21 protein-coding genes are annotated in these 25,663 nt (G+C 70.2%); 7 read left to right on the top strand and 14 right to left on the bottom strand.

Features of this window, described 5'->3' with window-relative positions; all coding sequences use genetic code 11:
- From zwf to pgl, 3 genes are read left to right on the top strand one after another with little or no spacing between them, the layout of a single operon-like run.
- Window positions 1-1,539: a glucose-6-phosphate dehydrogenase gene (zwf, locus tag AC3ETA_RS39465; protein WP_432197723.1), complete on the top strand. Its 1,539-nt coding sequence runs from the start codon at window positions 1-3 to the stop codon at window positions 1,537-1,539.
- The gene (gene opcA, locus AC3ETA_RS39460; RefSeq protein ID WP_432197722.1) at window positions 1,536-2,702 is read left to right on the top strand and encodes a glucose-6-phosphate dehydrogenase assembly protein OpcA; all 1,167 of its coding nucleotides are present in this window, start codon (window positions 1,536-1,538) and stop codon (window positions 2,700-2,702) included. The genes zwf and opcA overlap by 4 nt, the downstream gene beginning before the upstream one ends.
- Entirely contained in the window at window positions 2,699-3,481 is a 783-nt protein-coding gene (gene pgl / locus AC3ETA_RS39455) for a 6-phosphogluconolactonase (protein ID WP_432197721.1), read from the top strand. Before opcA ends, pgl begins: the two co-directional genes overlap by 4 nt.
- A 51-nt stretch (window positions 3,482-3,532) precedes the next feature.
- Here pgl and AC3ETA_RS39450 read toward each other — a convergent pair whose 3' ends face one another.
- The 5 genes from AC3ETA_RS39450 to AC3ETA_RS39430 form a co-directional block, all read right to left on the bottom strand.
- A complete protein-coding gene (locus AC3ETA_RS39450) occupies window positions 3,533-4,372 on the bottom strand; it encodes a carbohydrate ABC transporter permease (RefSeq protein ID WP_432197720.1) in 840 nt (279 codons plus the stop codon).
- Window positions 4,369-5,733, bottom strand: a complete 1,365-nt coding sequence (locus AC3ETA_RS39445; protein ID WP_432197719.1) for a carbohydrate ABC transporter permease — start codon at window positions 5,731-5,733, stop codon at window positions 4,369-4,371. Before AC3ETA_RS39445 ends, AC3ETA_RS39450 begins: the two co-directional genes overlap by 4 nt.
- A gap of 6 nt (window positions 5,734-5,739) precedes the next feature.
- Complete coding sequence (locus AC3ETA_RS39440; RefSeq protein WP_432197718.1) at window positions 5,740-7,071, bottom strand: ABC transporter substrate-binding protein; 1,332 nt, start codon at window positions 7,069-7,071, stop codon at window positions 5,740-5,742.
- 51 nt (window positions 7,072-7,122) lie between these two features.
- The gene (locus AC3ETA_RS39435) at window positions 7,123-8,748 is read right to left on the bottom strand and encodes a glycoside hydrolase family 13 protein (RefSeq protein WP_432197717.1); all 1,626 of its coding nucleotides are present in this window, start codon (window positions 8,746-8,748) and stop codon (window positions 7,123-7,125) included.
- Between the two features lie 155 nt (window positions 8,749-8,903).
- The gene (locus tag AC3ETA_RS39430) at window positions 8,904-10,172 is read right to left on the bottom strand and encodes an ABC transporter substrate-binding protein (protein WP_432197716.1); all 1,269 of its coding nucleotides are present in this window, start codon (window positions 10,170-10,172) and stop codon (window positions 8,904-8,906) included.
- Window positions 10,173-10,297: 125 nt separating this feature from the next.
- Between AC3ETA_RS39430 and AC3ETA_RS39425 the strand changes: the two genes are divergently transcribed.
- From AC3ETA_RS39425 to AC3ETA_RS39410, 4 genes are read left to right on the top strand one after another with little or no spacing between them, the layout of a single operon-like run.
- Window positions 10,298-10,813, top strand: coding sequence for a PadR family transcriptional regulator (locus tag AC3ETA_RS39425; RefSeq protein WP_107907177.1), 516 nt, complete (start codon window positions 10,298-10,300; stop codon window positions 10,811-10,813).
- A complete protein-coding gene (locus AC3ETA_RS39420; protein ID WP_432197715.1) occupies window positions 10,810-11,610 on the top strand; it encodes an ABC transporter ATP-binding protein in 801 nt (266 codons plus the stop codon). The genes AC3ETA_RS39425 and AC3ETA_RS39420 overlap by 4 nt, the downstream gene beginning before the upstream one ends.
- 1 nt (window position 11,611) lies before the next feature.
- Complete coding sequence (locus AC3ETA_RS39415) at window positions 11,612-11,956, top strand: hypothetical protein (RefSeq protein ID WP_432197714.1); 345 nt, start codon at window positions 11,612-11,614, stop codon at window positions 11,954-11,956.
- A gap of 5 nt (window positions 11,957-11,961) precedes the next feature.
- Window positions 11,962-14,244, top strand: coding sequence for an ABC transporter permease (locus AC3ETA_RS39410; RefSeq protein WP_432197713.1), 2,283 nt, complete (start codon window positions 11,962-11,964; stop codon window positions 14,242-14,244).
- Window positions 14,245-14,259: 15 nt separating this feature from the next.
- On the opposite strand, the gene AC3ETA_RS39405 is transcribed toward AC3ETA_RS39410, so the two are convergent.
- From AC3ETA_RS39405 to AC3ETA_RS39365, 9 genes are all read right to left on the bottom strand, one after another.
- Window positions 14,260-15,231: a hypothetical protein gene (locus AC3ETA_RS39405; RefSeq protein ID WP_432197712.1), complete on the bottom strand. Its 972-nt coding sequence runs from the start codon at window positions 15,229-15,231 to the stop codon at window positions 14,260-14,262.
- Window positions 15,232-15,322: 91 nt separating this feature from the next.
- Entirely contained in the window at window positions 15,323-16,978 is a 1,656-nt protein-coding gene (pgi, locus tag AC3ETA_RS39400) for a glucose-6-phosphate isomerase (protein ID WP_432197711.1), read from the bottom strand.
- A gap of 52 nt (window positions 16,979-17,030) precedes the next feature.
- Window positions 17,031-18,293: an MFS transporter gene (locus AC3ETA_RS39395; protein ID WP_432197710.1), complete on the bottom strand. Its 1,263-nt coding sequence runs from the start codon at window positions 18,291-18,293 to the stop codon at window positions 17,031-17,033.
- A 152-nt stretch (window positions 18,294-18,445) separates the two neighbouring features.
- A complete protein-coding gene (locus AC3ETA_RS39390; protein ID WP_003976875.1) occupies window positions 18,446-18,781 on the bottom strand; it encodes an RNA polymerase-binding protein RbpA in 336 nt (111 codons plus the stop codon).
- A 200-nt stretch (window positions 18,782-18,981) separates the two neighbouring features.
- A complete protein-coding gene (gene secG, locus AC3ETA_RS39385; protein ID WP_030951411.1) occupies window positions 18,982-19,212 on the bottom strand; it encodes a preprotein translocase subunit SecG in 231 nt (76 codons plus the stop codon).
- 104 nt (window positions 19,213-19,316) lie between these two features.
- Window positions 19,317-20,072: a triose-phosphate isomerase gene (tpiA, locus tag AC3ETA_RS39380; protein ID WP_432197734.1), complete on the bottom strand. Its 756-nt coding sequence runs from the start codon at window positions 20,070-20,072 to the stop codon at window positions 19,317-19,319.
- Between the two features lie 41 nt (window positions 20,073-20,113).
- A complete protein-coding gene (locus AC3ETA_RS39375; RefSeq protein WP_432197709.1) occupies window positions 20,114-21,325 on the bottom strand; it encodes a phosphoglycerate kinase in 1,212 nt (403 codons plus the stop codon).
- 142 nt (window positions 21,326-21,467) lie between these two features.
- Complete coding sequence (gap, locus tag AC3ETA_RS39370) at window positions 21,468-22,475, bottom strand: type I glyceraldehyde-3-phosphate dehydrogenase (RefSeq protein WP_432197708.1); 1,008 nt, start codon at window positions 22,473-22,475, stop codon at window positions 21,468-21,470.
- Between the two features lie 229 nt (window positions 22,476-22,704).
- The gene (locus AC3ETA_RS39365; protein WP_432197707.1) at window positions 22,705-25,659 is read right to left on the bottom strand and encodes a M14 family metallopeptidase; all 2,955 of its coding nucleotides are present in this window, start codon (window positions 25,657-25,659) and stop codon (window positions 22,705-22,707) included.
- Between the last annotated feature and the right edge of the window lie 4 nt (window positions 25,660-25,663).

Here is a 25,663-nt window from a genome sequence, read left to right as displayed (position 1 = left end):
TTGCCACCCTTCACCGTCACTGAAGCGAACCCGCTTCGTGACGCCGCCGACCGACGGCTCCCGCGCATCGCGGGGCCGTCGGGCCTGGTGATCTTCGGCGTTACGGGCGATTTGTCACGGAAAAAGCTCATGCCTGCCGTGTACGACCTCGCCAACCGGGGTCTGCTGCCGCCGGGCTTCTCGCTGGTCGGCTTCGCCCGCCGCGAGTGGGCCAACGAGGACTTCGCGCAGGAGGTCCACGACGCGGTCAAGGCACACGCCCGCACGCCGTTCCGCGAGGAGGTCTGGCAGCAGCTCATCCAGGGGATGCGCTTCGTGCAGGGCACCTTCGACGACGACGACGCCTTCGAGCGGCTGCGCGCCACCATCGACGAGCTGGACAAGGCCCAGGGCACGGGCGGCAACTTCGCCTTCTACCTGTCGGTGCCGCCGCGCTCCTTCCCGGTGGTCATCCAGCAGCTGAAGAAGCACGGCCTCGCCGACCAGACGTCGAACTCCTGGCGCCGCGCGGTCATCGAGAAGCCGTTCGGCCACGACCTGGCCTCCGCCGAGGAGCTCAACAAGGTCGTGCACGAGGTCTTCGCCCCGGACCAGGTCTTCCGCATCGACCACTACCTGGGCAAGGAGACCGTCCAGAACATCCTGGCACTGCGCTTCGCCAACACGATGTTCGAGCCGATCTGGAACCGGTCCTTCGTGGACCACGTGCAGATCACCATGGCCGAGGACATCGGCATCGGCGGCCGGGCCGGGTACTACGACGGCATCGGCGCCGCCCGTGACGTCATCCAGAACCACCTCCTGCAGCTGATGGCCCTGACGGCCATGGAGGAGCCCGCCTCCTTCGACGCGGACGCGCTGGCCGCCGAGAAGACCAAGGTGCTCGGTGCCGTACGGCTGCCGAAGGACCTGGGCCGCGACACGGTGTTCGGGCAGTACGCGGAGGGCTGGCAGGGCGGCGAGAAGGCGGTCGGCTACCTCCAGGAGGAGGGCATCGACCCCAAGTCGAAGACCGACACCTACGCCGCGGTCAAGCTGTCGATCGACAACCGCCGCTGGGCGGGTGTCCCCTTCTATCTGCGCACCGGCAAGCGGCTCGGCCGGCGCGTCACCGAGATCGCGGTCGTCTTCCAGCGGGCACCGCACTCCCCGTTCGACACGACCGCCACCGAGGAGCTGGGCCAGAACGCGATCGTGATCCGCGTCCAGCCCGACGAGGGCGTCACGGTCCGCTTCGGCTCCAAGGTGCCCGGCACCTCCATGGAGATCCGGGACGTGTCGATGGACTTCGCCTACGGCGAGTCCTTCACGGAGTCCTCGCCCGAGGCGTACGAGCGGCTGATCCTCGACGTCCTGCTCGGCGACTCCAACCTCTTCCCGCGCACCGAGGAGGTCGAGCTGTCCTGGAAGATCCTCGACCCGATCGAGCGGTACTGGGACACGCACGGCAAGCCCGCCCAGTACCGGTCCGGTACCTGGGGGCCCGTCGAGGCGGACGAAATGCTCGCACGAGAGGGACGGAGCTGGCGCCGGCCATGAAGATAGACCTCACGGACACCACGGCCAGCAAGATCAACAAGGCTCTGGTGCAGGGGCGGCGGGCCATCGGCACGCCGGCCGTCGGCATGGTGCTCACGCTGGTCATCGTCACGGACGAGGAGAACGCGTACGACGCGCTCAAGGCCGCCGGCGACGCCTCGCGCGAGCACCCCTCGCGCACGCTGGTGGTCATCAAGCGGGTCTCGCGCTCGCCCCGCGACCGTACGACGTCCCGGCTGGACGCCGAGGTGCGGGTGGGCGCGGACGCGGGCACCGGTGAGACGGTGATCCTGCGCCTGTACGGCGAGGTGTCCGAACACGCCCAGTCCGTCGTCCTCCCCCTGCTGCTGCCGGACGCCCCGGTGGTGGTCTGGTGGCCGGTGAACGCGCCGCTCGACCCGGCGAACGACCCGCTGGGCGCGCTGGCCCAGCGCCGGGTGACCGACACCTACGCCTCGGAGCAGCCGGTGCGGGAGCTGTCGTCCCGCGCCGACGCCTACACGCCGGGCGACACGGACCTGTCCTGGACCCGGATCACGCCGTGGCGCTCGATGCTGGCGGCGGCTCTGGACCAGGTGGTCTGCGAGGTGAAGGCCGTCGAGGTGGAGGGCGAGGAGTTCAACCCGAGCTGTGAGCTGCTGGCGATGTGGCTCGCGGACCGGCTGGACGTCCCCGTGAAGCGGTCGCTGTCGTCGGGCCCCGGTCTGACGGCGGTCCGGATGGACACCGACTGCGGCCCGATCGTGCTCGACCGGGCGGACGGCTCGCTCGCCACCCTCTCCATCCAGGGCCAGCCCGACCGTGCGGTGGCGCTGAAGCGGCGCGAGACGGCCGAGCTGATCGCGGAGGAGCTGCGCCGGCTCGACCCGGACGACACCTACGCCTCCGCCCTGCGCTTCGGCGTGGAGCGGCTGAACTCGGTGCCGGCCTCCTCGGTCCGGGGCGCCGAGGCGGCCGTGGCCAAGGCGGAGCAGGCCGTGGCACTGGCCCAGGCCGCCGTGGCCCAGGCCGGGCAACCGGTGGCGGAGGCGCAGGCCGAGGGGGCGTCTGCGGCCAAAGGAGAACCGGCCGGAACGGCCCAGGCAACTGCGCAAGCATCCGGGAAGGAAGCGGCGGCGCAGGAAGTGACGGCGCAGGGCACGAAGAAGGCGGCGGCGAAGTGAGTACTCCGCAGCTCGTCGTGCACCACGACAAGGAGCTGATGGCCCAGGCCGCGGCGGCCCGCCTGATCACCAAGATCGTGGACGCGCAGGCCTCCCGGGGCTCGGCGTCCGTGGTCCTCACGGGCGGCCGCAACGGCAACGGCCTGCTGGCCGCGCTGGCGGCGGCCCCGGCTCGGGACGCCATCGACTGGGGCCGTCTGGACCTGTGGTGGGGCGACGAGCGCTTCCTCGCCGAGGGCGACCCCGACCGCAATGTCACTCAGGCCCGTGAGGCCCTGCTGGACGCGGTGCCGCTGGATCCCGAGCGGGTGCACGCCATGCCCGCCTCGGACGGCCCGTTCGGCTCGGACGTGGAGGCGGCGGCCGCCGCCTACGCGGAGGAACTGGCCAGGGCGGCCGGCCCCGAGAACCACGGGGCGGTCCCCACCTTCGACGTCCTGATGCTGGGCGTGGGCCCCGACACCCATGTGGCCTCCCTGTTCCCGGAACTGCCCGCGGTACGGGAGACGCAGCGCACGGTCGTCGGAGTGCACGGTGCCCCGAAGCCCCCGCCGACCCGTGTCACCCTCACGCTCCCCGCGATCCGTGCGGCGCGCGAGGTGTGGCTGCTGGCGGCGGGCGAGGACAAGGCCCGGGCCGCGGCGATCGCCCTGTCGGGCGCGGGCGAGATCCAGGCACCGGCGGCGGGCGCCCGCGGCCGTTCCAGGACCCTGTGGCTCCTGGACTCGGCGGCGGCTTCACAGCTGCCGAGGTCGCTGTATCCACCGGCGTCTCCCTGAACGCCTCTTCGGGCCCCCGCTTCGGTCGAAGCGGGGGCCGAAACACTTGGGCTACTTCACGGAACCGGCCATCACGCCCTGTACGAAGTGCCGCTGGAAGGCGAAGAACACGACCACCGGCACCACCAGGGAGACGAACGCGCCGGGTGCGAGGACGTCGATGTTGCTGCCGAACTGCCGTATCTGGGACTGGAGTTCCACGGTCAGCGGCTGTGCGGAGCTGTCGGCGAAGAGCAGCGCCACCAGCATGTCGTTCCACACCCACAGGAACTGGAAGATGGCCAGCGAGGCGATCGCCGGGCGTCCGACGGGCAGCACCAGGCGGGTGAAGATCCGCCACTCGCTGCCGCCGTCCATGCGCGCCGCCTCCAGCATCTCCTTCGGCATCTCGGCGAAGTAGTTCCGCAGCAGGAACACCGCGAACGGCAGCCCGTACGCCACGTGGAAGAGGACGACGCCGGGAATCGTGCCGAACAGCCCCAGCTGGCCGAAGAGTTTGGCCACCGGGAGCAGGCCGATCTGCACGGGCACCACGAGCAGCGCCACCACGAGAAGGAAGAGCGCCTCGCGGCCGGGGAAGTCCAGCCAGGCGAAGGCATATCCGGCCAGGGCCGCCAGGACGACCACCAGCAGGGTCGCCGGCACCGAGATCAGCACGGTGTTCCAGAAGGCCTGGCTGATCCCGGCGTTGCCCAGCAGTGCCGAGTAGTTGTCGAAGGACAGCTGGCCGGGGCTGGTGAACACCGTCCACCAGCCGCCGTTCGCCGTGTCCTCGGCGGAGCGCAGGGAGGAGAGGAACAACCCGGCCAGCGGGGTCAGCCACACCAGTCCGATCACCACGAGGAACGCCTGGACCAGTGAGTTGCCCAGGGCCCGCCTGACCGCGTTCATCGCTGACTCCTTCGGAAGCGGCGGACGTTGAAGACCATCGCCGGGATGACCAGCAGCAGAAGCAGGACGCCGAGCGCGCTGCCCAGGCCCTGGTTGTTGCCGCCGCCGAACGACACCAGCCACATCTGGGTCGCGAGCACGGTCGCGTCCTCCTGCACCGGACCGGGCGCGATGATGTAGACGAGGTCGAAGACCTTCATCACGTTGATGACGAGAGTGATGAAGACGACGGTCAGGACCGGTGCCAGCAGCGGCACCGTGATCCGCCGGAAGATCTGCCACTCGTTCGCGCCGTCCATCCGCGCCGCCTCCAGCGCGTCCCGGGGCAGCGTCGACAGGCCCGCGCCGATCAGGACCATCGCAAAACCGGTCCAGATCCACAGGTACGCCCCGATGATCGCCGGGGTGACGAGCGTGGGGCCGAGCCAGGAGATGCCCTCGTAGGGGGCGGCGAAGTTCGAGGCCGGCAGCTTCACCGTGTACGAGCCGTCGTCCAGCCCCTCGAAGCGGAAGGAGCCGTCGGACGCGGTGGTCGCCGTGGCCACGGTCTCACCGGCCCGTGACGCCTCGACCGTCACCTCCGGCAGCCCGTTCTCACGCCGGTCGACCTTGCCCTGCTCCCCTCCCCCGCCGGGCGTGAAGTCGAGGTACACGACACCCCGCAGCTCACCGGGGCCCGCCTTCTGGCCCGCCGCCGCGTACGCCGGTTCGGTCCCGCGGGGCAGGTCGTCGGGGAGGACACCGACCAGGCCGAGCGTGAGCGCGTCACCCGGGGACACGCTCGTGCTGGTGCGGTACGAGCCGTCCGGGTCCTTCGTCAGCCCCTGTCCGTCGCGTGCCCGGGCCGTCGGATAGGTCGACGTGCCCTGGAAGGCGTCGTGCACGGAGACGGCGGCGGCGTTCAGCACACCCTTGTCGGGGTCCTCGTCGTAGGCGAGGCGGAAGATGATGCCGGCGGCGAGGAAGGACACGGCCATCGGCATGAACAGCAGCAGCTTGAACGCCGTGGCCCAGCGGACCTTCTCCACCAGCACGGCCAGGATCAGACCGAGGCCGGTGAGCAGGGCCGGGGCCACCACGACCCAGATCGTGGTGTTGCGGATGGCCTTCAGGGTGGCCGGGTCGCGGAACATCTCCGTGTAGTTCTCGCCGCCGACGAAGCGCGTGCCGGAGGCGTCGAAGAAGCTGCGCCCGATGGAGAACAGCACGGGGTAGACGACCAGCGCGCCGAGCAGGAGCAGCGCGGGGAAGACGAAGAGGAGTGCGACGATCCGCGCGCGCCGCCGCGAGCGCCTGGCACGTTCCCGGCCAGGGCTCGCGGCGGCCCCCCGGCCCGCCTCCTTGACGAGAGTGGCGGTCATGTCGGGTCAGCCCTGGCCCTGGTACGCCTTGGCCGCCGCGGCCTCCAGCTTCGCCGCGGTCCCCTTCGGGTCGGACGGGTCGCGCAGGAAGTCCTGCAGGAGCTTCCATTCGCCCGCGCCCTTGGTGCCGCCGAACGCCGCCGGGGCCTGGTCGGACATGTCGAAGCGGACCGAGTCGCCCGCGGAGACGAGGGACTTGGCGGTCGCGCGGGTGACGTCGTCGCCGTAGGAGGCGAGGTCGACGTTCTTGTTCGGGGAGAGGAAGCCGCCGGCCTCGGCCCAGACCGCCGCGGCCTCCGGCGTCGCCAGGTACTCCAGCAGCGCCATGCCGGCCTTCTGGTTCTTGCCGTCCTTCAGGACGACGGCCGCGTCACCGCCGCTGACCACGGGCGCCTTGCCACCGCCGACCGCCGGGAACGGGAAGAAGTTCGCGTCCTCGCCGATCTTCTTGCCGAACTGGTCCTTGGCGACGCCCGCGACGAAGTCGCCCTCGTAGACCATGCCCGCCTCGGGCTTCGGCCCGAACACCTTCTCCACCGAGCCCGGGAAGTCGGTGTTCAGGGCGCCCTTCTGGCCACCCGCGATCAGCTGCTTGTCCTTGAACAGCTCGCCCAGCGTGGTGAGCGCCTCGACCACGGAGGCGTCGGTCCACTTCAGCCGGTGCGCGGCGAGGGCGTCGTACTTCTCGGGTCCGGCCTGGGAGAGGTAGACGTTCTCGAACCAGTCGGTCAGGGTCCAGCCGTCCTGTCCGGCGACCGAGAAGGCGGCGAGACCGGAGTCGGAGACGGTCTGTCCGGCCTTCAGCATGTCGTCGTAGGTCTTGGGTGCCTCGACGCCGGCCTGCGCGAGGGCGTCGGGGCTGTACCAGACGGTCGACTTGTGGGCGGCCTTGAAGTAGAGGCCGTAGAGGGTGTCGTCGACGCTGCCGTAGTTCTTCCACACGGGGGCGAAGTTGGTGTCCACGGACTTCTGGGCGGCGGACGACAGCGGCTTGAGCCAGCCGTTCTGCGCGAACTGCTTCAGGACGCCGACCTGCGGGACCATCACCACATCGGGGGCGTTGCCGCCCTCGATCTTGCTGCCGACGACGGTGGAGACGTTGTCGCCGGTGGACGTGAACTGGGTCTTGGCGCCGGTCTTCTCGGTGAAGGCGTCCAGCACCTTCTGGAAGTTCTTCTGCTCGCTGCCGGACCAGACACCGGCCACGGTGACCGTCTGGCCGTCGAGCGCCTTGTCGCCGCCGCCGGCGGAGACGTCACCGCCGCCGCAGGCGGTCGCGCCGAGTGCCAGGACGAGTGCGGTGCAGCCGGTGAGCAGGGTGGTACGTCGTCGCATCATCGTTGATGTCCCTTCGGGGATGGGGAGTTGACGGAGGTCGGTTCGGGGGAATCAGCGGTCGTTGATCCACCAGGCGGCGGTGGAGCCGGGCAGCACCCCGGCCGGGCAGGGACCGCTGGACAACAGGGGGGTGCCGGAGACCGGCGCGGGGGTGGGCGCCGTGCCGAAGTTGACGGCGCAGACCACGCCGTCGCCGCGCTCGAAGGCCAGGACACCGGGCGGGCTGTCCAGCCAGCGCAGCGTGCCCTCGCCCAACTGCGGCAGCCCGGCGCGCAGTTGGAGACCGTCGCGGTACAGGTGCCAGAAGGAGCGGGTGTCGGCGAGGGCGCGGTCGGTGGCGTACTCGGCGAAGTACTCCGGCTGCGGCAGCCACGGCTTGGCGCTCTCCGCGCCGGAGGTGAAGCCGAAGGGCGATGCCTGTCCCGACCACGGCAGCGGCACCCGGCAGCCGTCGCGGATCCGGGCCCGGCTGCCGGTGCGGCGGAAGATCGGGTCGGTGAGCACGTCGTCGGGCAGATCGACGACCTCGGGCAGCCCCAGCTCCTCGCCCTGGTAGATGTACGCGGCTCCGGGCAGCGCCAGCATCAGCAGCGCGGCGGCGCGGGCGCGGGCGGCACCGAGGCCGCTGCCCCCGGTGGCGGGCTCGCCGTAGCGGGTGACGGTGCGGACCTGGTCGTGGTTGTTGAGGACCCAGGTGACCGTCGAGCCCGTTCCGGCTATGTCCTGCATGGCCTCGGAGATGACCTTGCGGAAGGCGTCGGCCTCCCAGGGGGCGCTGAGCAGGTCGAAGAAGAAGGCCTGGTGGAGTTCGTCGGAGCGGACGTACAGGGCGTGCTCGCGGGCGGTCGGGACGGAGACCTCGCCGACGAGGAGACGCTCGTGGCCGTCGCGGGCGGTGTACTCCTCGCATATGGAGCGCCACTGGCGCCACACCGCGTGCACCTCGGGCTGGTTCCAGGCGAGCGGGTTGACCGAGTCGCGGGTGCGGGCGTCGGCCTCCGGGTCGTCGGAGTCGGGCAGTTCCGGGTGCTTGTACAGGCCGGCGGCGACGTCGATGCGGAAACCGTCGACGCCCCGGTCCAGCCAGAACCGCAGGACCCGGTCGAACTCGGCGCCGACCTCCCGGTTGCGCCAGTTCCAGTCGGGCTGCTCGGGCGTGAACATGTGCAGGTACCACTGGCCGGCCTGCCCGTCCGCCTCGGTCACCCGACTCCACGCGGGGCCACCGAACATCGCATGCCAGTTGTTGGGCGGCTCGGACCCGTCGGCGCCGCGGCCGTCGGCGAAGTGGAAGCGGGCACGGGCCTCGCTGCCGGGCTCGGCGACCAGCGCCTCCTCGAACCACCGGTGCTCGCTGGAGCAGTGGTTGGGGACGATGTCGAGCAGCACCTTGATCCCCAGCCGGCGAGCCGCGGCGACCAGCAGGTCGAACTCGGCGAGGTCGCCGAAGAGCGGGTCGACGTCGCAGTAGTCGGCCACGTCGTAGCCGTGGTCGTGCTGCGGGGAGGGGTAGAAGGGGCTCAGCCAGATCCCGTCGACCCCGAGCTTCTTGAGGTACGGCAGCCCCGCGCGGACCCCTGCGAGGTCGCCGACACCGTCGCCGGTGCTGTCGAGGAAGCTGCGGACGTAGACCTGGTAGATCACCGCGTCACGCCACCAGTGGTACTTACTCAGCATGCATGCATGTTAAGTAGCGGTTTCCGGAGGGTGTCAATGAACTGGACGCAAGCTACCGAACAGTTGACCTGGCAAAACCGGACATACAGGGGCACCGGAAGAGGGGATGAGATGCTGCCGTTACCTAACAGGTAACTACTCGGCTGAGCGAATTCTCAGCGCGCGACGGCGTCGAGCTCGCGCGCCAGTCGGCGCACCGCGGCCTCGGGCGTGTCGCGCCCGGTCATCGCGTCGTGCACGATCGCCTGCACCACCAGACTCACCTGGTCGTAGCGCGGGCTCTTGGGGCGCGGCGCGGCCGTGCGCACGCTCTCGCGCAGGGTCGGCAGATACGGGAACTCCCGCACCAGTGCCGGATCCTCGTACAGGTCGGCCCGCACGGGCGGCAGCGCGCCGCGCGTGAGGACCTGCCGCTGGACGCGCTCGCTGGTCAGATACGCGAGCAGCCGCGCGGCGGAGTCGGGGTGCCGGGCGTGTGTGCTGACGGCCAGGTTGGAGCCGCCCAGGACGCTGGTCCCGGGTCCGTCCGGCCCGGGCAGCGGCACGGCGCCGATCTTCCCGGCGACGGGCGACCCCGCGGCCGACGCGCCGACATAGGCGTACGGCCAGTTGCGCAGGAACAGCAGGCGCCCGTCCTGGAAGGCCTGCTTGGACTCCTCCTCCTTGTACGTGAGCGCCTGTTTCGGGATCCAGCCCTCGCGCACACCCCGGGCCAGGAAGTCGATGCCGTCACGGGCCGCCATCGAGTTCACGGTGACCCGCTCGCCCTCGTCGCCGAGGATCGAGCCGCCCGCCGAGTAGACGGCCTCGGCGGCGTTCACCGTGAGGCCCTCGTACGGCAGGAACTGGCCCGCGTAACCGTCGAGGCCGTACTTCGGCGCGACGGTCTTCGCCTGTTTCTCCAGCTCGGCCCAGGTGCGCGGCGGGTCGAGGCCCTCCTTGGCGAGGATGTCCTTGCGGTACAGGAGCAGGCCGGCGTTGGTGACGTACGGGACCGCGTACAGCTGTCCGTCGTAGGTCGCCGTGTCCACGACCGGTGGCAGGAAGGTGTCCAGCGGGAAGCGGTCGCGGGCGAGCGGGCGGATCCAGCCGTGCGCCGCGAACTCCGAGGTCCAGCTGACGTCGATGTTGAGGATGTCGAAGCGGCTGCGGTCGCCGCCGCGCAGATCGGTGGTCATCTGCGCGTGGGTCTCGTCTGCGGAGTCGGGCAGCTCGACGAGGGTGACCTTCTCGCCGGGGTGAGTGCGGTTCCAGCCCTCCAGCACGGAGCCGAGATAGCCGGTGAGGTCTCCGGCGGTGGCGAGGGTCAACGGCCCCCTGCCACCCGCGGGACCCTCGTCGGCACGGGCGCCGGAGGCGACGTAGCCGGTCAGGATCACGACGAGGACGAGAAGGCCCCTACCCGCGGCGTGGATCCACCGCATAGGTTCCTCCCTGTACACCTGGCACCGGGCGTCTTCGTCCGGAGTCAGAGGCCATGTATACCTGTTAGGTATGCGCGATACTAGGGCCTGCGGCACATTACTCGGGATGCGGGAGGAGAGCACGAGTGCGGCTGCCCCTCCTGGCCCTGCTGGCGCGCGGCCCGGCGCACGGATACGAGCTGAAGCAGGACCTTGAGGTACTGCTGGGCTCCGCGTACCCTCAGCCGAACGTCGGCCAGATCTATGTGACCCTCGGCCGTCTCGAGAAATCGGGACTGATAGAGGGCGAGGACGTCGAGCAGTCGAGCCGGCCCAACAAGAAGGTCTACCACCTCACCGACGCCGGGCGTGAGGCGCTGCGCGCCTGGTTCGAGGAGACCGAGGACGAGCCGCGCGTTCGGGACGAGTTCTTCATGAAACTGGCCGTCGCCCCGCAGACCGGTCTCGCCGACCAGATCGCCCTCATCAACAAACAACGGCGTCAGTACCTGAACACCATGCGTCAACTGTCGAAGCTGGCCGCCGCCGAAGACCGGGACAACCGCATCGCCCATCTGCTGATCGAGGGTGCGATGCTGCACCTTCAGGCCGACCTCGACTGGCTGGAGCGGTGCCAGGAAGAGCTGGAGGAGCTGGAGTGAGCGACGATTCCGCTCCCGTGCTGCGCGCCGCCGATCGCCCTGAGGCCGACGAGCGTCCCGTGCTGCGCGCCGGGGCCCTGGTCAAGACCCACTACGGCGAGGGTGCTCCGGCGCACGCCGTACGCGGTGTGGATCTCTCCGTCCGACGCGGCGAGTTCGTGGCCGTCACCGGCCCGTCCGGTGCCGGCAAGTCGACCCTGCTGCATCTGCTGGGCGGGTTGCAGCGGCCGGACAGCGGCTCCATCTGGCTGGACGGCGAGTGCGCGGACCGGTGGAGCGAGGCCCGCTGGTCGGTGGAGCGCAGGAAGCGCATCGGGATCGTCTTCCAGTTCTTCAACCTCGTCTCCAACCTGTCCGTCGCCGACAACGTCGAGCTGCCCGCCCTGCTGGCCGGCGTCCCGCCGAAGCGGGCCCGCGCCGAGCGGACGGAGCTGCTGGCCGAGCTGGGGCTCACCGGCAAGGAGCGCAGCATGCCGGGCGAGCTGTCCGGCGGTGAGCAGCAGCGGGTGGCGCTGGCCCGGGCGCTGGTGAACCGGCCGCCGCTGCTGCTGGCCGACGAGCCCGCCGGCAGCCTGGACAGCAAGGGCACCCGCGAGGTGATGCGGCTGCTGTCCCGCTTCCACCAGCGGGGCCAGACGATCGTGCTGGTCACGCATGACGCCCGGCTGGCGAGCGCCGCGGACCGGGTGATCAGCTTCTTCGACGGCCGAATAGCCGACGACGCCGAGCTGGACGGCGGCCCGCCGCCGCGCCGGGCCGGCACCTCGGGCGTGCTGGAGCTGGAGCTCAGGGACTGAGATGCGGGTGTACGAGCATGTCCTTCGGGGGCGCTTCCACTACGGGCGCCTCTTCGTCGCCGAGCGCTTCTTCGCAACCGGGCGACACTTCGTCACTGGGCGACACCTCGTCACTGGGCACCCCTTCATCACCGCGCGCGGCTTCGTCACCGGGCGTCTCTTCGTCACCGGGCGTCTCTTCGGCGCCGGGCGCCTCTTCGCCGCCGACCGCCTCTCCCTGACCGGGCGCCTCTTTGTCGCTGCGCGCACCTTCACCTCCGACCGCCTCTCCGAAACCGGGCGCCCCTTCACCGCCGGGCGTCCCTTCATCACCGCGCGCGCCTCCGCCGCCGGGTCGAGGGGCTGAGGCCCGTGCGAGCCACCCTGCGCTGGGCGCACTCCGATCTGCGCACGCACCGCGGCGAGGCCCTGTTCCTCGTGCTGGCCACGGCCGGCATCGTCGTCTCGCTGCTGCTGGCCACGGCCCTCTTCGGCTACGCCACCAACCCCTGGCAGCGCGTCTTCACGCAGGCGCGCGGCGCCCACGTATGGCTGCACACCGGCGCCGCGGCCGACTCCGCGAAGCTCGCGGGCCTCGACGGCGTCGAGTCCGTCGCGGGCCCCTACCCCACCGCGGCCACCACGCTCGCCTCCCGCGGCACCCGTGCCTCGGTCGAGCTGCGCGGCACGCCCGAGCTTCCCCCGGTCGGCCGCCCGCTGCTGACCTCCGGCCACTGGCTGGACCCGGCGAACCCGGACGGCGTCGTCCTGGAGAGCCGGCTGGCCCGCGCCCTGCTGGCCGCCCCCGGCGACACCCTGACCCTGCCCGGCACCGGCCGGTCCCTGACCGTCCTCGGCATCGCCGACAGCGCCGAGCCCCGCTACCGGGCGGGCGAGCAGGCCGGCCTCGTCTGGGCGCCGCCGTCCGCCGTGCGCAACCCGGGCGGCCAGGTGATCGGGCTGCGCCTGACCGACCCCGACGACACCGACTACGCCGTCCAACGCGCCGTGACGGTGCTGGGCGCCGGCGCGGTCAGCGAGGTCTCCACCTGGAAGCAGGCCCGCGCCGAGGCGCAGGGCGACAACCGGCTGCTCGGCCAGGTGCTGGGGCTGTTCGGGCTCGGCGCGCTGGTCGCGGCCGGGCTCGCCGTGCACGGGGCGATCGGCACCCGGATCCGCGGCCATCTGCGGGACATCTCGGTGCTGAAGGCGATCGGCTTCACCCCGGGTCAAGTGGTCCGGGTCTTCGTGCTCCAGCATCTCGCCTTCGCGCTGCTGGGGGCGGTGGCCGCGGCCACCCTCATCCAGGCCCTGGGCAGCCGCATGACGGGGCGGCTCGGGGACGCGGTCGGCGTGTGGCAGGGGCTGCCCGGGCACACGGTGGCGCTGTTCGCGGTGCCCGTTGGGGCGGTGCTGTTCATCGGCGCGACCACGGGGCTCGCGGCGTGGCGGGCCGGGCGGGTGCCACCGGTGCCGGTGCCGCGGCGTGCCGCTCCGCTGGGCGGGCGGCTCTCGGGCGCGGCCCGGCAGGCGCTCGGGCTGCGGCTGCCGCCCGCGCTGGTACTGGGCTGGCACCAGGCGTTCACCCGGCGCCCGCGGTCGCTGGCCACGGTCGCCCGGCTGGCGCTGCCGCTGCTGCTGATCGTGGTGGCGATGAGCGCGTGGACCACCATCGACCGCTTCGACAGCAGGCCCGAGCAGATCGGCCTGCCGACCGCGCTGACCGTCCACACCGACGCCGGACTTGCCGACGGGGACGCCCGCACACTGCTGGAACGCGACCCGCAGGTCGCCGCCGCGTATCCGGGCGTCGAGGTGGCCGCCCTGGTCCCCGGCCAGACGGCCACGATCGCCCTGCGCGGCCTCGGCACCCACCAGGCCCCCTTCCCGTACGCCCTCGCCGAGGGCCGCGCCGCGCTGGGCCGCGACGAGGCGGTCGCCGGCCAGGGGCTGCTGGATCTGCTGAACGCGCGGGTCGGCGACTGGGTGCGGATGACCGTCGGCGACCAGCCGCAGATCCTGCACATCGTGGGCCGCAGCATCGAACCGGAGAACGCCGGCCGGGTCATCTCCACCTCCCTCGACACCCTCCGGGAGAACGACCCCGGTCTCGGCCCCACCCTCTACGAACTGCGGCTGCGCCCCGGCGCGGATCCGGCCGAGGTCGCCGACCGACTGGCCGACGCCGGGCAGGGACGCCTGGACGTGCACGCCGTACCGAATCCCGCCGACGGGCTCTCGCCCCTGCGCGGCGTCGTCGTGGGCCTGATCGCCGTCCTCGCCCTCATCGGGCTCATCGAGCTGCTGACCGCGATCGGCGGTACCGTCCGCGAGGGCGAGCGCGACCTGCTGGCCCTGAAGGCGATCGGCCTCTCGCCACGCCAGATCACCGCGATCACCGTCACCTCCACCGCCTGCACCGCCCTGGCCGCGGTCGTCATCGGCACGGCCCTGGGCACACCCCTCGCGCACTGGCTGATCGACACCCAGGGCCGATCGAGCGGTATCGGTGCCGGCATCGCCCAGGACCCGTCCCCCGCGCTCCTGCTCCTGCTCGGCACGGCGGCGGTCACCGGCGCGGCCGCCCTCGCCGCGGTCCCGGCCTCCCGCGCGGCCCGCCGCCGCCTCGCGGACACCTTGAGCGCGGTCGCCTGACCGGCGCCCGCCGAACTACTGCGGGTTGTACGGGGGCGGCGCCGGCGGGTTGTACGGCGGCTGCGGGGCGTACGGATTCTGCGGGCCCGGCGTGTACGGGTTCCCGTGCGGGGGTGTTCCGTAAGGGCTGCCCTGCGGCGGCGTGCCGTACGGGTTGCCCTGCGGCGGCACGAAGCCGTTCGGGGCGTACGACGGTGGCGGCGGGGTCGGCGTCGGACCGGGCGCGGGTGCCGGCACCGGTGACAGGACGGCCGGGTGATCCGCGAGCCGGATGCCGTAGCGGCTCTTGAGGCGGCCCATCTCCAGCATGGCGATGGCCGTGACCGTCACCGGGGCGCCCAGGATGAAGAAGACGCCCATGGCGAGGCTGAGGCCGTGCAGATCACCGGTGACGAGATCGGGAATGGCCATGAGCCAGGTCGTCACCGTGGCCAGCAGCGGCGGCAGACAGCGGTGCACGACGGCGGTGCCGAAGAAGTTCCCCGAGATCCGGTAGGCGCCGGCGATCACGAAGAACGCCATCCAGAGCCCCACGACGCTGACCAGCATGGTCCCGAGCATCCCGAGGGAGCCGCCCAGCTGGAAGATCAGAACCGTGCCGAGCGCCGAGCCGATGAACGCCAGCAGCAACTTCAGCGACCGCAGCAGCGGCTCCTTCAGCTGCGCGACCGTACCGGCGCCGGAGCGCTGCCAGAGGTAGAGCATCACACCCACGGTGAGCGGCGTGATGAACAGCAGCACCAGACAGGCCGTCGCCGCGTTGTCCAGCATCTCGTCGAAGGCGAACCCGCCCTCCACGAAGGTGTAGACACCGAACCCCGCGACCGCGCCGGCAATGACCCGCACCCTCTTGAGGGCATCCACCGAAGGGTCCAGCGACTGAGGGATCCAGGCCGGATGGAACACCGCCCGCGCCACATGATGGGGCTTCAGGAAAGACCGCGCGGTCAGCGTGCCACCGGTCCAACTCCTCTGTGGATAAGTCAACTTGCACTCCCCCGAGTGATCGTTGTCATGATCGACGAGGGAGTCTACGGGAAGCGGACGGCCACGCGCCGCCCGCTTTCCGTAACCGTGGTCAGCTCCGGCCGCGCAGTGCCCGGTACTTGGCGACGAGCGCCTTCGTCGACGTGTCCAGACCCGGCACCTCGGCCCCGTCGGTCAGCGCCGGTTCGACCCGCTTGGCCAGCACCTTGCCGAGCTCGACGCCCCACTGGTCGAAGGAGTCGATGTTCCACACCGCGCCCTGCACGAACACCTTGTGCTCGTACAGCGCGATCAACTGGCCGAGCACGGACGGCGTCAGCTCGCGCGCGAGGATCGTCGTCGTCGGGTGGTTGCCCTTGAACGTCTTGTGGGTCACCAGTTCCTCGGGCACCCCCTCCGCACGCACTTCCTCCGGCGTCTTGCCGAACGCCAGTGCCTGCGTCTGCGCGAAGAAGTTCGCCATCAGCAGGTCGTGCTGCGCCTTGAGTCCGTCGCTCATCTCGGCGACCGGCTCGGCGAAACCGATGAAGTCCGCCGGGATCAGCTTGGTGCCCTGGTGGATCAGCTGGTAGTACGCGTGCTGCCCGTTGGTGCCCGGCGTGCCCCACACCACCGGCCCGGTCTGCCAGTCGACCTCCCGGCCGTCCCGGCCGACGTACTTGCCGTTGGACTCCATGTCCAACTGCTGGAGGTACGCGGTGAACTTGGACAGGTAGTGGCTGTACGGCAGCACCGCGTGCGACTGGGCGTCGTGGAAGTTGCCGTACCAGATGCCCAGCAGACCGAGCAGCAGCGGCACGTTCTCCTCGGCGGGCGCGGTGCGGAAGTGCTCGTCGACGGTACGGAAGCCGTCGAGCATCTGACGGAAGCGGTCCGGCCCGATGGCGATCATCAGGGACAGGCCGATCGCCGAATCGTAGGAGTAGCGTCCGCCCACCCAGTCCCAGAACTCGAACATGTTGGCCGTGTCGATGCCGAAGTCGGCGACCTTCCCGGCGTTCGTCGACAGGGCGACAAAGTGCTTCGCGACGGCCTCCGGCCCCGCCTTCAGCTCGGCGAGGAGCCATTCCCGCGCGGACGTGGCATTGGTGATCGTCTCGATCGTGGTGAACGTCTTGGAGGCGATGACGAACAGTGTCTCGGCCGCGTCCAGGTCCCGGGTGGCCTCGTGCAGGTCGGCACCGTCGACGTTGGAGACGAAGCGGACGGTGAGGTCGCGGTCGGTGAAGCTGCGCAGCACCTCGTAGGCCATGGCGGGGCCGAGGTCGGAGCCGCCGATGCCGACGTTGACGACGTTCTTGATCCGCTTGCCGGTGTGGCCGGTCCAGGCGCCGGAGCGGACCCGCTCGGCGAAGCCGGCCATCTTGTCGAGGACGGCGTGCACACCCGGCACGACGTTCTTCCCGTCGACCTCGATCACCGCCTCGCGCGGGGCGCGCAGCGCGGTGTGCAGCACGGCGCGGTCCTCGGTGGTGTTGATCTTCTCGCCGCGGAACATGGCGTCCCGCAGCCCGAACACCTCCGTCGCGGCGGCCAGCTCGCGCAGCAGCCGCAGCGTCTCGTCGGTGACGAGGTGCTTGGAGTAGTCGATGTGCAGGTCGCCGACCTGGAGGGTGCAGCCCGAGCCGCGATCGGGGTCGGCGGCGAACAGCTCCCGAAGCCCCACGTCGCCGAGCTTCTCGCGGTGCCTGGTCAGCGCGCTCCACTCGGGCGTCTGATTGAGCCTGGTACGGCCGTCTGCGTTCATGTCCGACTTCAGCCTTCTTTCGTGCCTGTCCCAGCTGTTCCAACCTAATTGATCAGCGCTGGACGTGAGCTGTCCTCGCGTCGTCGTCCTGCGCAACAACAGGTACGTCCCGCTTGCCCGCAGGTATCAGCGCGACCAGGGCCAGCACGAAGAAGGCGGCCGTGAGCAGGGGCGGGGTGTTCAGGCCCCAGGCGGTGGCGACGGCACCGCCCAGCAGGGCGCCGAGCGGCACTCCGGCGAAGGCCAGGGTTCTGAAGGCCGAGGCGACCCGGCCGAGCAGCTCGGCGGGGCTGCGCTGCTGCATGAGCGTTGTCGTGTTGACGTTCCACACCATGCCCATGAGTCCGAAGACGATCAGCGCCGCCACCAGCACGGTCAGGCTGCGCACGGTGCCCATGACGATCAGGGCCCCGGTCTGCACCGCGCCCGCGACCAGCAGGGCCCGCACCCGGCCCAGCCGCTTCACGATCCAGCCGTTCGCCACTCCCCCGGCCAGGCCCCCGACGGTGAAGGCCGCGCCCGCCGCCGCGTACCCCGTGGCCCCGGCGTCCAGCCAACCGGTCACCAGGACGACCAGGGTCGCGAGCTGGGCGCCCATGCCGATGTTGCACAGAGCGGTGGCGGCACACAGCCCTCTCAGGGCGCGATCGCGCCACAGGGTGCGCAGCCCCTGCCCGATCTCCCGGCGCAGAGTGCTGCCCGCCGGGGCCGGGGGCCGCTCGGGCGCCGTGATCCGCAGCGAGGCCACCAGGGCGGCCGCGACCAGGAAGGTGGCGGCGTCGGCGAGGAAAGGCACGGCAGCCCCCGCGACCAGCAGCAACGGCACCAGTGGCCCGCCCATCAGTCCGCCCGCGATGCGCTGGCCGGTCATCAGCCGGGCGTTCGCGCTGCCGAGCGCGTCCCGGTCCACCAGGGCGGGGAGCAGGGCTGTGGAGGCGTTGTCGAACAGGGTCTGGAGCGCGGTCAGAGTGAAGGCCAGCGTGATGAGCAGGCCGATCGAGGCATGCCCCAGCGCCACGACCACGGCGAAAGCGGCGACCAGCAGTCCGCGTAACGTGTCCACCGTCCACATCGCGCGCCGCTGGTCCACCCGATCGGCGACGGCGCCGCCGAGGAGCCCGAAGACGATCCAGGGCAGATAGCCGCAGGCGGTGACCGCGGCGATCAGCAGCGGCCGGTCCGTCAGTGTCACGGCGAGGAGCGGCAGGGCAGCCGTACGCAGGGAGTCGCCGAAGCTGGAGAGCACGGCGGCGCCCCACAGCCGTCCGAATCCACCGCGCCATGCCGGCACGCGCCCGCCCACCGTCTCAGCCATCGCCACGGCTCCCCCTCCCGGTCCGTCGATCCGAAAGATCGATACACAAACCGTAGAGGGCACCACTGACAATCGGCCCCGGAGCGGGATCCGGGCAGCGCGTCGGACAGGTCCGGCCGGGCACCCATGGGCACCCGGCCGGTCCTCAATTCCTAGATCTCGCCCCGCAGTTTGGCGAGCGCCTCGGCGAGGATCGCCTCGCCGTCCGCGTCACTGCGCCGCTCCCGTACATACGCGAGGTGCGTCTTGTAGGGCTCGGTGCGCGGCGGGTCCGGCGGGTTGTCCCGGTCCTGTCCGGCGGGAAAGCCGCAGCGCGGGCAGTCCCAGGTTTCGGGAACCTGCGCGTCGCTGGCGAAGCTGGGCTGCGTTTCGTGCCCGTTGGAGCACCAGAAGGAGATGCGCAGCCGGGGCGCGGACTCGCCCCGCTCGGCCTCGCCCATCGGCCCCGCCCCGACCCGGCTTCCTCGGATCGCGTTGCCACTTGCCACGGTCGTAACTCCCTGCGTGATGGTGCCGCAAAGCGAGTCGGCGTTTCGCTTCGCTGCGAGCGCCTCAGTCTACGTAAGGCCCAACGCGCGTCCAGTGATTGGAGTTACAGACCCCCACACCAAGACGCAAGCCCCATGATAGGCCGCGCTCAGCTGCGCGTACCGAACATGGGGCCTTACGTGTGGATTGTGTGTGCTCGTCAGTTGTTGACCTTCATCATGATGCCGAGCACGACAATGCACGCGAACCACAGCAAACCGACCACAACAGTGATCCGGTCGAGGTTGCGCTCGGCGACGGAGGAGCCGCCGACGGAAGACTGCATGCCACCGCCGAACATGTCGGAGAGGCCGCCGCCCTTCCCCTTGTGCATCAGCACCAGCAGCATCAGCAACCCGCTGAAGACGATCAGGGCGATCGAGAACCCCAAAACCACGGCTGGACCAACTCTCTCGGACTCGGATGGACGACGGGGGCACGGTAGCTGGCTACCATGCCCCCGCAAGGGTACGACGGATCGTCGCTACGGCCTACTCACTGGTCGCGGAAGCGCACGATCTTGACGAACTCGTCGGCGTCCAGCGAGGCACCGCCGACCAGGGCGCCGTCGATGTCGGCCTGCGACATGATCTCGGCGACGTTGCCCGCCTTGACGGAGCCGCCGTACTGGATGCGGACCTTGTCGGCCAGCTCCTGCGTGTACAGCTCGGCGATCTTGCCACGGATCGCGGCACAGACCTCCTGGGCGTCCTCGGCGCCGCAGACCTTGCCGGTGCCGATGGCCCACACGGGCTCGTAGGCGATCACGACGGACTCGGCCTGCTCGGCCGGGAGGTCCTTCAGACCGCCCTCGACCTGGGCGAGGGTGTGGGAGACGTGGTTGCCCGCCTCGCGGATCTCCAGCTCCTCGCCGACGCACAGGATCGGGGTCAGGCCGTGCTTGTACGCGGCCTTGACCTTTGCGTTGACGATCTCGTCGGTCTCCGCGTGGTACTGGCGGCGCTCGGAGTGGCCGATCGCCACGTACGTGCACTTCAGCTTGGCCAGCATCGGACCGGAGATCTCGCCGGTGTAGGCGCCGGAGTCGTGCGCCGAGATGTCCTGGGCGCCGTACTTGATCTTCAGCTTGTCGCCGTCGACCAGGGTCTGCACGGAGCGCAGGTCGGTGAAGGGCGGCAGGACGGCGACCTCGACGGCGTCGTAGTCCTTGTCTGCCAAGGCGAAGGCGAGCTTCTGGACGTGCGCGATGGCCTCGAGGTGGTTGAGGTTCATCTTCCAGTTGCCCGCCATCAGCGGCGTGCGCCCCGAAGAAATAGATGCAGCCATTGAGGTCAGTCCTCCAGTGCGGCGAGGCCGGGGAGCGTCTTGCCCTCGAGGTATTCGAGGGAGGCGCCGCCACCGGTCGAGATGTGACCGAATGCCGACTCGTCGAAGCCCAGGGTGCGAACGGCCGCGGCGGAGTCGCCACCACCGACCACGGTGAAGCCCGGGCTGTCGATGAGGGCCTGGGCGACCGCCTTGGTGCCCTCGGCGTAGTCGGGGTGCTCGAAGACGCCCATGGGGCCGTTCCAGAAGACGGTGCCGGCGTCGGCGAGCTTCGAGGCGTACAGCTTGCGGGTCTCGGGACCGATGTCCAGACCCTCCTGGTCGGCGGGGATGGCGTCCGCGGCGACGGTCGTGGGGTTGGCCGGAGCCTTGGTCTTCAGGTCCGGGAACTCGGGCGCGACCAGGACGTCGACCGGCAGGACCAGCTCGACGCCGTTCTTCTCGGCGCGCTCCATGTACTCGGTGACGGCCGGGACCTGGTCCTCCTGGAGGAGGGAGATGCCGACCTCGTAGCCCTTGGCCTTGAGGAAGGTGTACGCCATGCCGCCGCCGATGAGCAGCCGGTCCGCCTTGGCGAGCAGCTGGTCGATGACGGCGAGCTTGTCGGACACCTTGGCGCCGCCGAGCGCAACGACGTAGGGCCGCTTGACGTCCTCGGTGAGCTTCTTGAGGACGCCGACCTCACCGGCGATGAGGTACCCGGCGTAGTGCGGCAGGCGGGCCGGAAGGTCGTACACGGACGCGTGCTTGCGGTGCACCGCGCCGAAGCCGTCACCGACGTAGACGTCGGCGAGGGCGGCGAGCTGCTCGGCGAAGGCGGCGCGCTCGGCGTCGTCCTTGCTCGTCTCGCCGGCGTTGAAGCGCAGGTTCTCGACGACGGCCACCTGGCCGTCCGCGAGGCCGGCGACGACTGCCTGAGCGGACTCGCCGACCGTGTCGGTCGCGAAGGCCACGTCGGCGCCGAGGAGTTCACCGAGGCGCGCGGCGGCGGGCGCGAGGGAGAACGCGGGGTCCGGGGCGCCCTTGGGGCGGCCCAGGTGCGAGGCGACGACCACGCGTGCACCCGCCTCGGCCAGGGCCTTGACGGTGGGCAGCACGGCGCGGATGCGGCCGTCGTCGGTGATGATGGTGCCGTCCAGCGGCACATTCAGGTCGGCGCGGACGAAGACCCGCCGGCCCGCGACTGACTCAGCGAGGAGTTCGTCGATCGTCTTCATGGAAGGGGACTCCCGAGGAGGGTTCGTATGCTCGGATCGCCAGTGATCCTAAAAGGCCTGGTCTGCACGTGAGTCAGGGCCCGGGCGGCGCGTCCCTGCGCCGCACGGGCCCTGCCCTCACATCAAGGTGCCGCTCTGCCGATCAGAGCTGGTTGCCGACGAAGACCGTCAGGTCGACGAGGCGGTTGGAGTAGCCCCACTCGTTGTCGTACCAGCCGAGGATCTTCACCGACGTGCCCTCCTGGACCATGGTCAGGGAGGAGTCGAAGGTGCAGGACGACGGGTCGCTGACGATGTCCGAGGAGACGATCTCGTCCTCGGTGTAGGTCAGGTAGCCCTGGAGCTCGCCCTCGGAGGCCTTCTTGAAGGCGGCGTTGACCTCGTCCTTGGTGACCTCGCGGGACAGCTCCACGACGAGGTCGGTGGCCGAGCCGGTCGGGACCGGGACGCGCATGGCGATGCCGTCCAGCTTGCCCTTGAGCTGCGGCAGGACCAGCGCGGTGGCCTTCGCGGCACCCGTCGTGGTCGGGATGATGTTCTCGGCGGCGGCACGGGCGCGGCGCAGGTCCTTGTGCGGGAAGTCCAGGATGCGCTGGTCGTTGGTGTACGCGTGCACCGTGGTCATCAGACCCTTGACGATGCCGAAGTTCTCGTCGAGGACCTTCGCCATCGGCGCCACACAGTTGGTGGTGCAGGAGGCGTTGGAGATGACGTGGTGGTTCGCCGGGTCGTACTTGTCCTGGTTGACACCCATGACGATGGTGATGTCCTCGTCCTTGGCCGGAGCCGAGATGAGGACCTTCTTCGCGCCACCGGCGAGGTGCTTGGCGGCGTCTTCCTTCTTGGTGAAGATGCCGGTCGACTCGATGACGATGTCGACGCCCAGCTCGCCCCACGGGATGTCGGCGGGGTTGCGCTCGGACAGGACCTTGATGGTCTTGCCGTCGACCGTGATGGTGTCGGCGGTGTGCGAGACCTCCTGCTTGAGACGGCCCAGGATGGTGTCGTACTTCAGCAGATGGGCGGTGGTCGCGGTGTCACCCAGGTCGTTGACAGCCACGATCTCGATGTCAGCACCCTGCTCCAGCAGCGCGCGGAAGTAGTTGCGACCGATACGACCGAAGCCGTTGATGCCTACGCGGATCGTCACGAACCGATCTCCTCGTTGGTACGCCGGCCATGCGGTGCCGGCGAGCTCTATTTGGGATGTCCCCGACCGCCTACGACCCTACCTCTCTGCGGCCTCCGTGGTGACATCCAGATGCCTCATAGACGGCACGGCGGTCCGTACCCGCCAGTAGGGGTACGGACCGCCCCGCCGGGAAGCCCGGATCACTCGTTTCGGTCACCGTGCGTTGCGCGCGGTTGACCTCGGCGTGTCATTTCTCAAGTGAGGAAAGGGCCTTTCCGATGAGCGCCGCACGGTCGGCCGCCGCGGTGAGGTGTTCCAGGCCGAAGCCGAGGAGCACCGTGTCGTCCGTGGTGATCGCGCCGTACGTCTGGAACAGCACCCCGGTGCGCGACCAGTCCTTGAGCACGGCCGGGCTGCCCGCGGGCGGTCCGGTCACGCTCCAGGCGCCGAGCGACGTCTCGAAGCCCTCGGTCTCGGTGGCCGCGCCGCCGACCACGAGCGAGGCCTGGTCGGCGAGAACGCCGCGCCCGCCGAAGCCCGGGTCGGAGACATAGGCGATCGAGAGCTCCACCGACTTGCCGGCGTACGCGCTCAGGTCGAACTCGACCTGCTTCCAGCCCGCGGAGGCGCCGGTGAGGGCGTTCCACTGGCCGCTGGTGCCCGACGCGGTGCAGCCCGCGGCCGACTGCGTCAGGTAGTGCCCCAGCCAGGGGTGTTCGGCCATGTAGAAGCCGGCCTCGCACTCCACCGGCACGGTGTCACCGCTTGCGCCGTTCTTCTCGGGGAGTGTCGTCCAGTCCTCGGCACCGGTGGTGTGGGCCTCGATCAGGACGTTGTCGTAACCGGGTTCGACGTCCCAGAGCAACTGGGTGCGCAGGGTCGGCGCCTGTGCCGCGGTCACACCGGTGAGGTCGACGGTCCTGGTGAGCCGCTTGTAGGCGTCGTCGGTGTGCACGGCTGCCGCCATCCACGAACCCGCGTAGGGGCCGTACGGGTTGACCGTGCCGGCGAACTGGCCCGCGCCCGAGCTGGCGAACTGCGGGTACTTGTCGACGGCCAGCTGGTCCGAGGTGACGCTGTAGCTCCCGGCCTTGTCCAGCGGGTTGCCGGTCGCGTCACCGAGTGCTCCGGTGACCCCACCGAGTTCGCCGGAGCCGGTGAAGCCGGTGGCGCCGGACAGCGACGTACGGGTGTAGGCGCCCAGGTAGTACTGGCCGAAGTCGTTCGACAGGGTGCCGTCGCCGAGGTCGACGCTGCCGCCGGCCTGTTCGCCCGCCTCGACCAGCTTGCCGCCCTCGTTGAGGTAGGCGCGCAGCTGGAGCTGCGTGGCGTTGCCCGGGACGTTCGCGCCCGTGTAGTGGACGACCGTGTCGAAGTGGCTCAGTACGCCGAGCGCGTCGGGCGCGCCCTGCGCTGCGACGTCCCAGACGATCGCCCGGTGGCCGTTGGCCTTCAGCGCGTCGACGTACTTCTGCGCGTGGGCGGCGCCGGCGCCTTCCTCGGCGACCACGAGCACGTCCGCGCGCGGCCGCTCGGCCACGGTGTACGTGAAGTGCTCGCTGGAGACCTTCTTGCCGCTCCTGGTCTCGCCGGTGAACCACACCTCGACCTTGTCGCCGCGATCGCCGTCGGCGACCTTGGCGCGGTACTCGTCGAAGTAGATGTTGTCCTCACCGCCGTACGTCTCGCCGCCCCTCCAGGGCCGCAGCGACCTGTCGTGTGTACGGCCGCCGTTGACGCGGTACTTGAGCTCCTTGTCGCGCACGGACTTGCGTACGACGACGGAGACCTCCTGGTCCGCGCCGCGGGAGTACGACGTGGTGAACGACGCCGGGGTGAAGTCGGCGGCCTTCAGGCCGAGCGAGGAGACGGGCCGGTCGGGCCGCTCGGCGCTCTCGGCGACGGACAGCGCGAACGGCACGTTCTTGGCGAACTCGTCCTGGATCAGCTTCTCGTCGTCCGGGAAGTTGAACACCGACTGGCAGTCGGCCGCGTTCCACTGGTCGTTCGAGTCGATGTTCGACACGGTCTGGCAGGTCGACATCTCGGGCGTGTACATCGCCAGGCCGTTGACGTTCGAGGCGTGACCGTCCGCCTCGCCGTTGGTCGTGTACAGCTCCGAGGAGACCTGCGGCCGGTAGCCGGGGATCGCGGAGTTGTCCGGGGTGCCGGCGAGCGCCTTGTACAGCACGTCGTCGGGGGTGTTGGTGGCCACCTGCCAGCCGACGCCGTAGAGGATGAGCTCGGCGGCGGAGTGGTAGTTGATGCCGTAGGTGAAGCCGATGCGCTTCTGGAAGGCGTCAAGCGCCTTGGTCTCGGGCTCCGAGCCGGCGCTCGCGCCACGGTAGGTCTCGCTGGTGGGGTTCGGGGACGAACCCTCGTCGTCGTAGCCCCACTTGTAGGAGAAGTTGCGGTTCAGGTCGACGCCGTCACCGGTGCTGATCGTGCCGTCGCCGTTGATGTCCCGCAGGTTCTTGCGCCACAGCCGGTTGGCGGCGTCCTTGAAGGTGTAGTCGTAGCCGTCGGGGTTGGCCGAGAGGACGAACCACATCTCGGTCGAGTCGACGATCTTCTTGACCCGCTTGTCCTTCTTGTAGTTGTCCAGGTAATAGTGCATCAGACGCCGGGTCATCTCCGGTGTGATCCACTCGCGCGCGTGCTGGTTGGACATGTAGAGGACGGCGGGCTTGGCCCCGTCCTTCGTCTTCCTGGCGTTCTTGCTGAGCTTGAGCGCGAGGATGTCCTGGCCGCCCACCGTCTTGCCGATGGAGACGACCTTGGTGAGACCCGGGTTCTGCCGCCCGGTCCGGACTATCTCCTCCTTGAGCCCCCCGGCACCGCTGTACGGGCGGAACACGCCCTCCGCGGCCTTCTCGGTGCGGGCCTCCGCCTTGGCGGAGAGGTCGTGCTCGGTGAGCTCGACGCCCTGCTTCTGGAGCTTCCCGGCCTGGTCGTCGGTGAGGTAGACCTCGACGGTGGCCGTGCCCTTGGCGGGCGCCTGCTCACTGAGTTCGTGGCCGTCCTGGCCGGCCGCCAGCAGCAGGGGTACCTGCTTCTTGGTGACCTCGGCCCGGAAGACCTTCACTTCACTCGGGTCTGCATCTTGTGAACTGCCCGGTTGTGCCTGGGCGATGGGTGCGATACTCGCTCCACCTATGAGGAGCGCGCCGACAGCGAGGATCGATCTCGCTCTGGGTCTCATGTAC

The sequence above is a fragment of the Streptomyces sp. bgisy027 genome (assembly GCF_057710365.1).
Note: the sequence above shows the minus strand (reverse complement) of the source record. Positions and strands in the feature narration are given on the sequence as shown.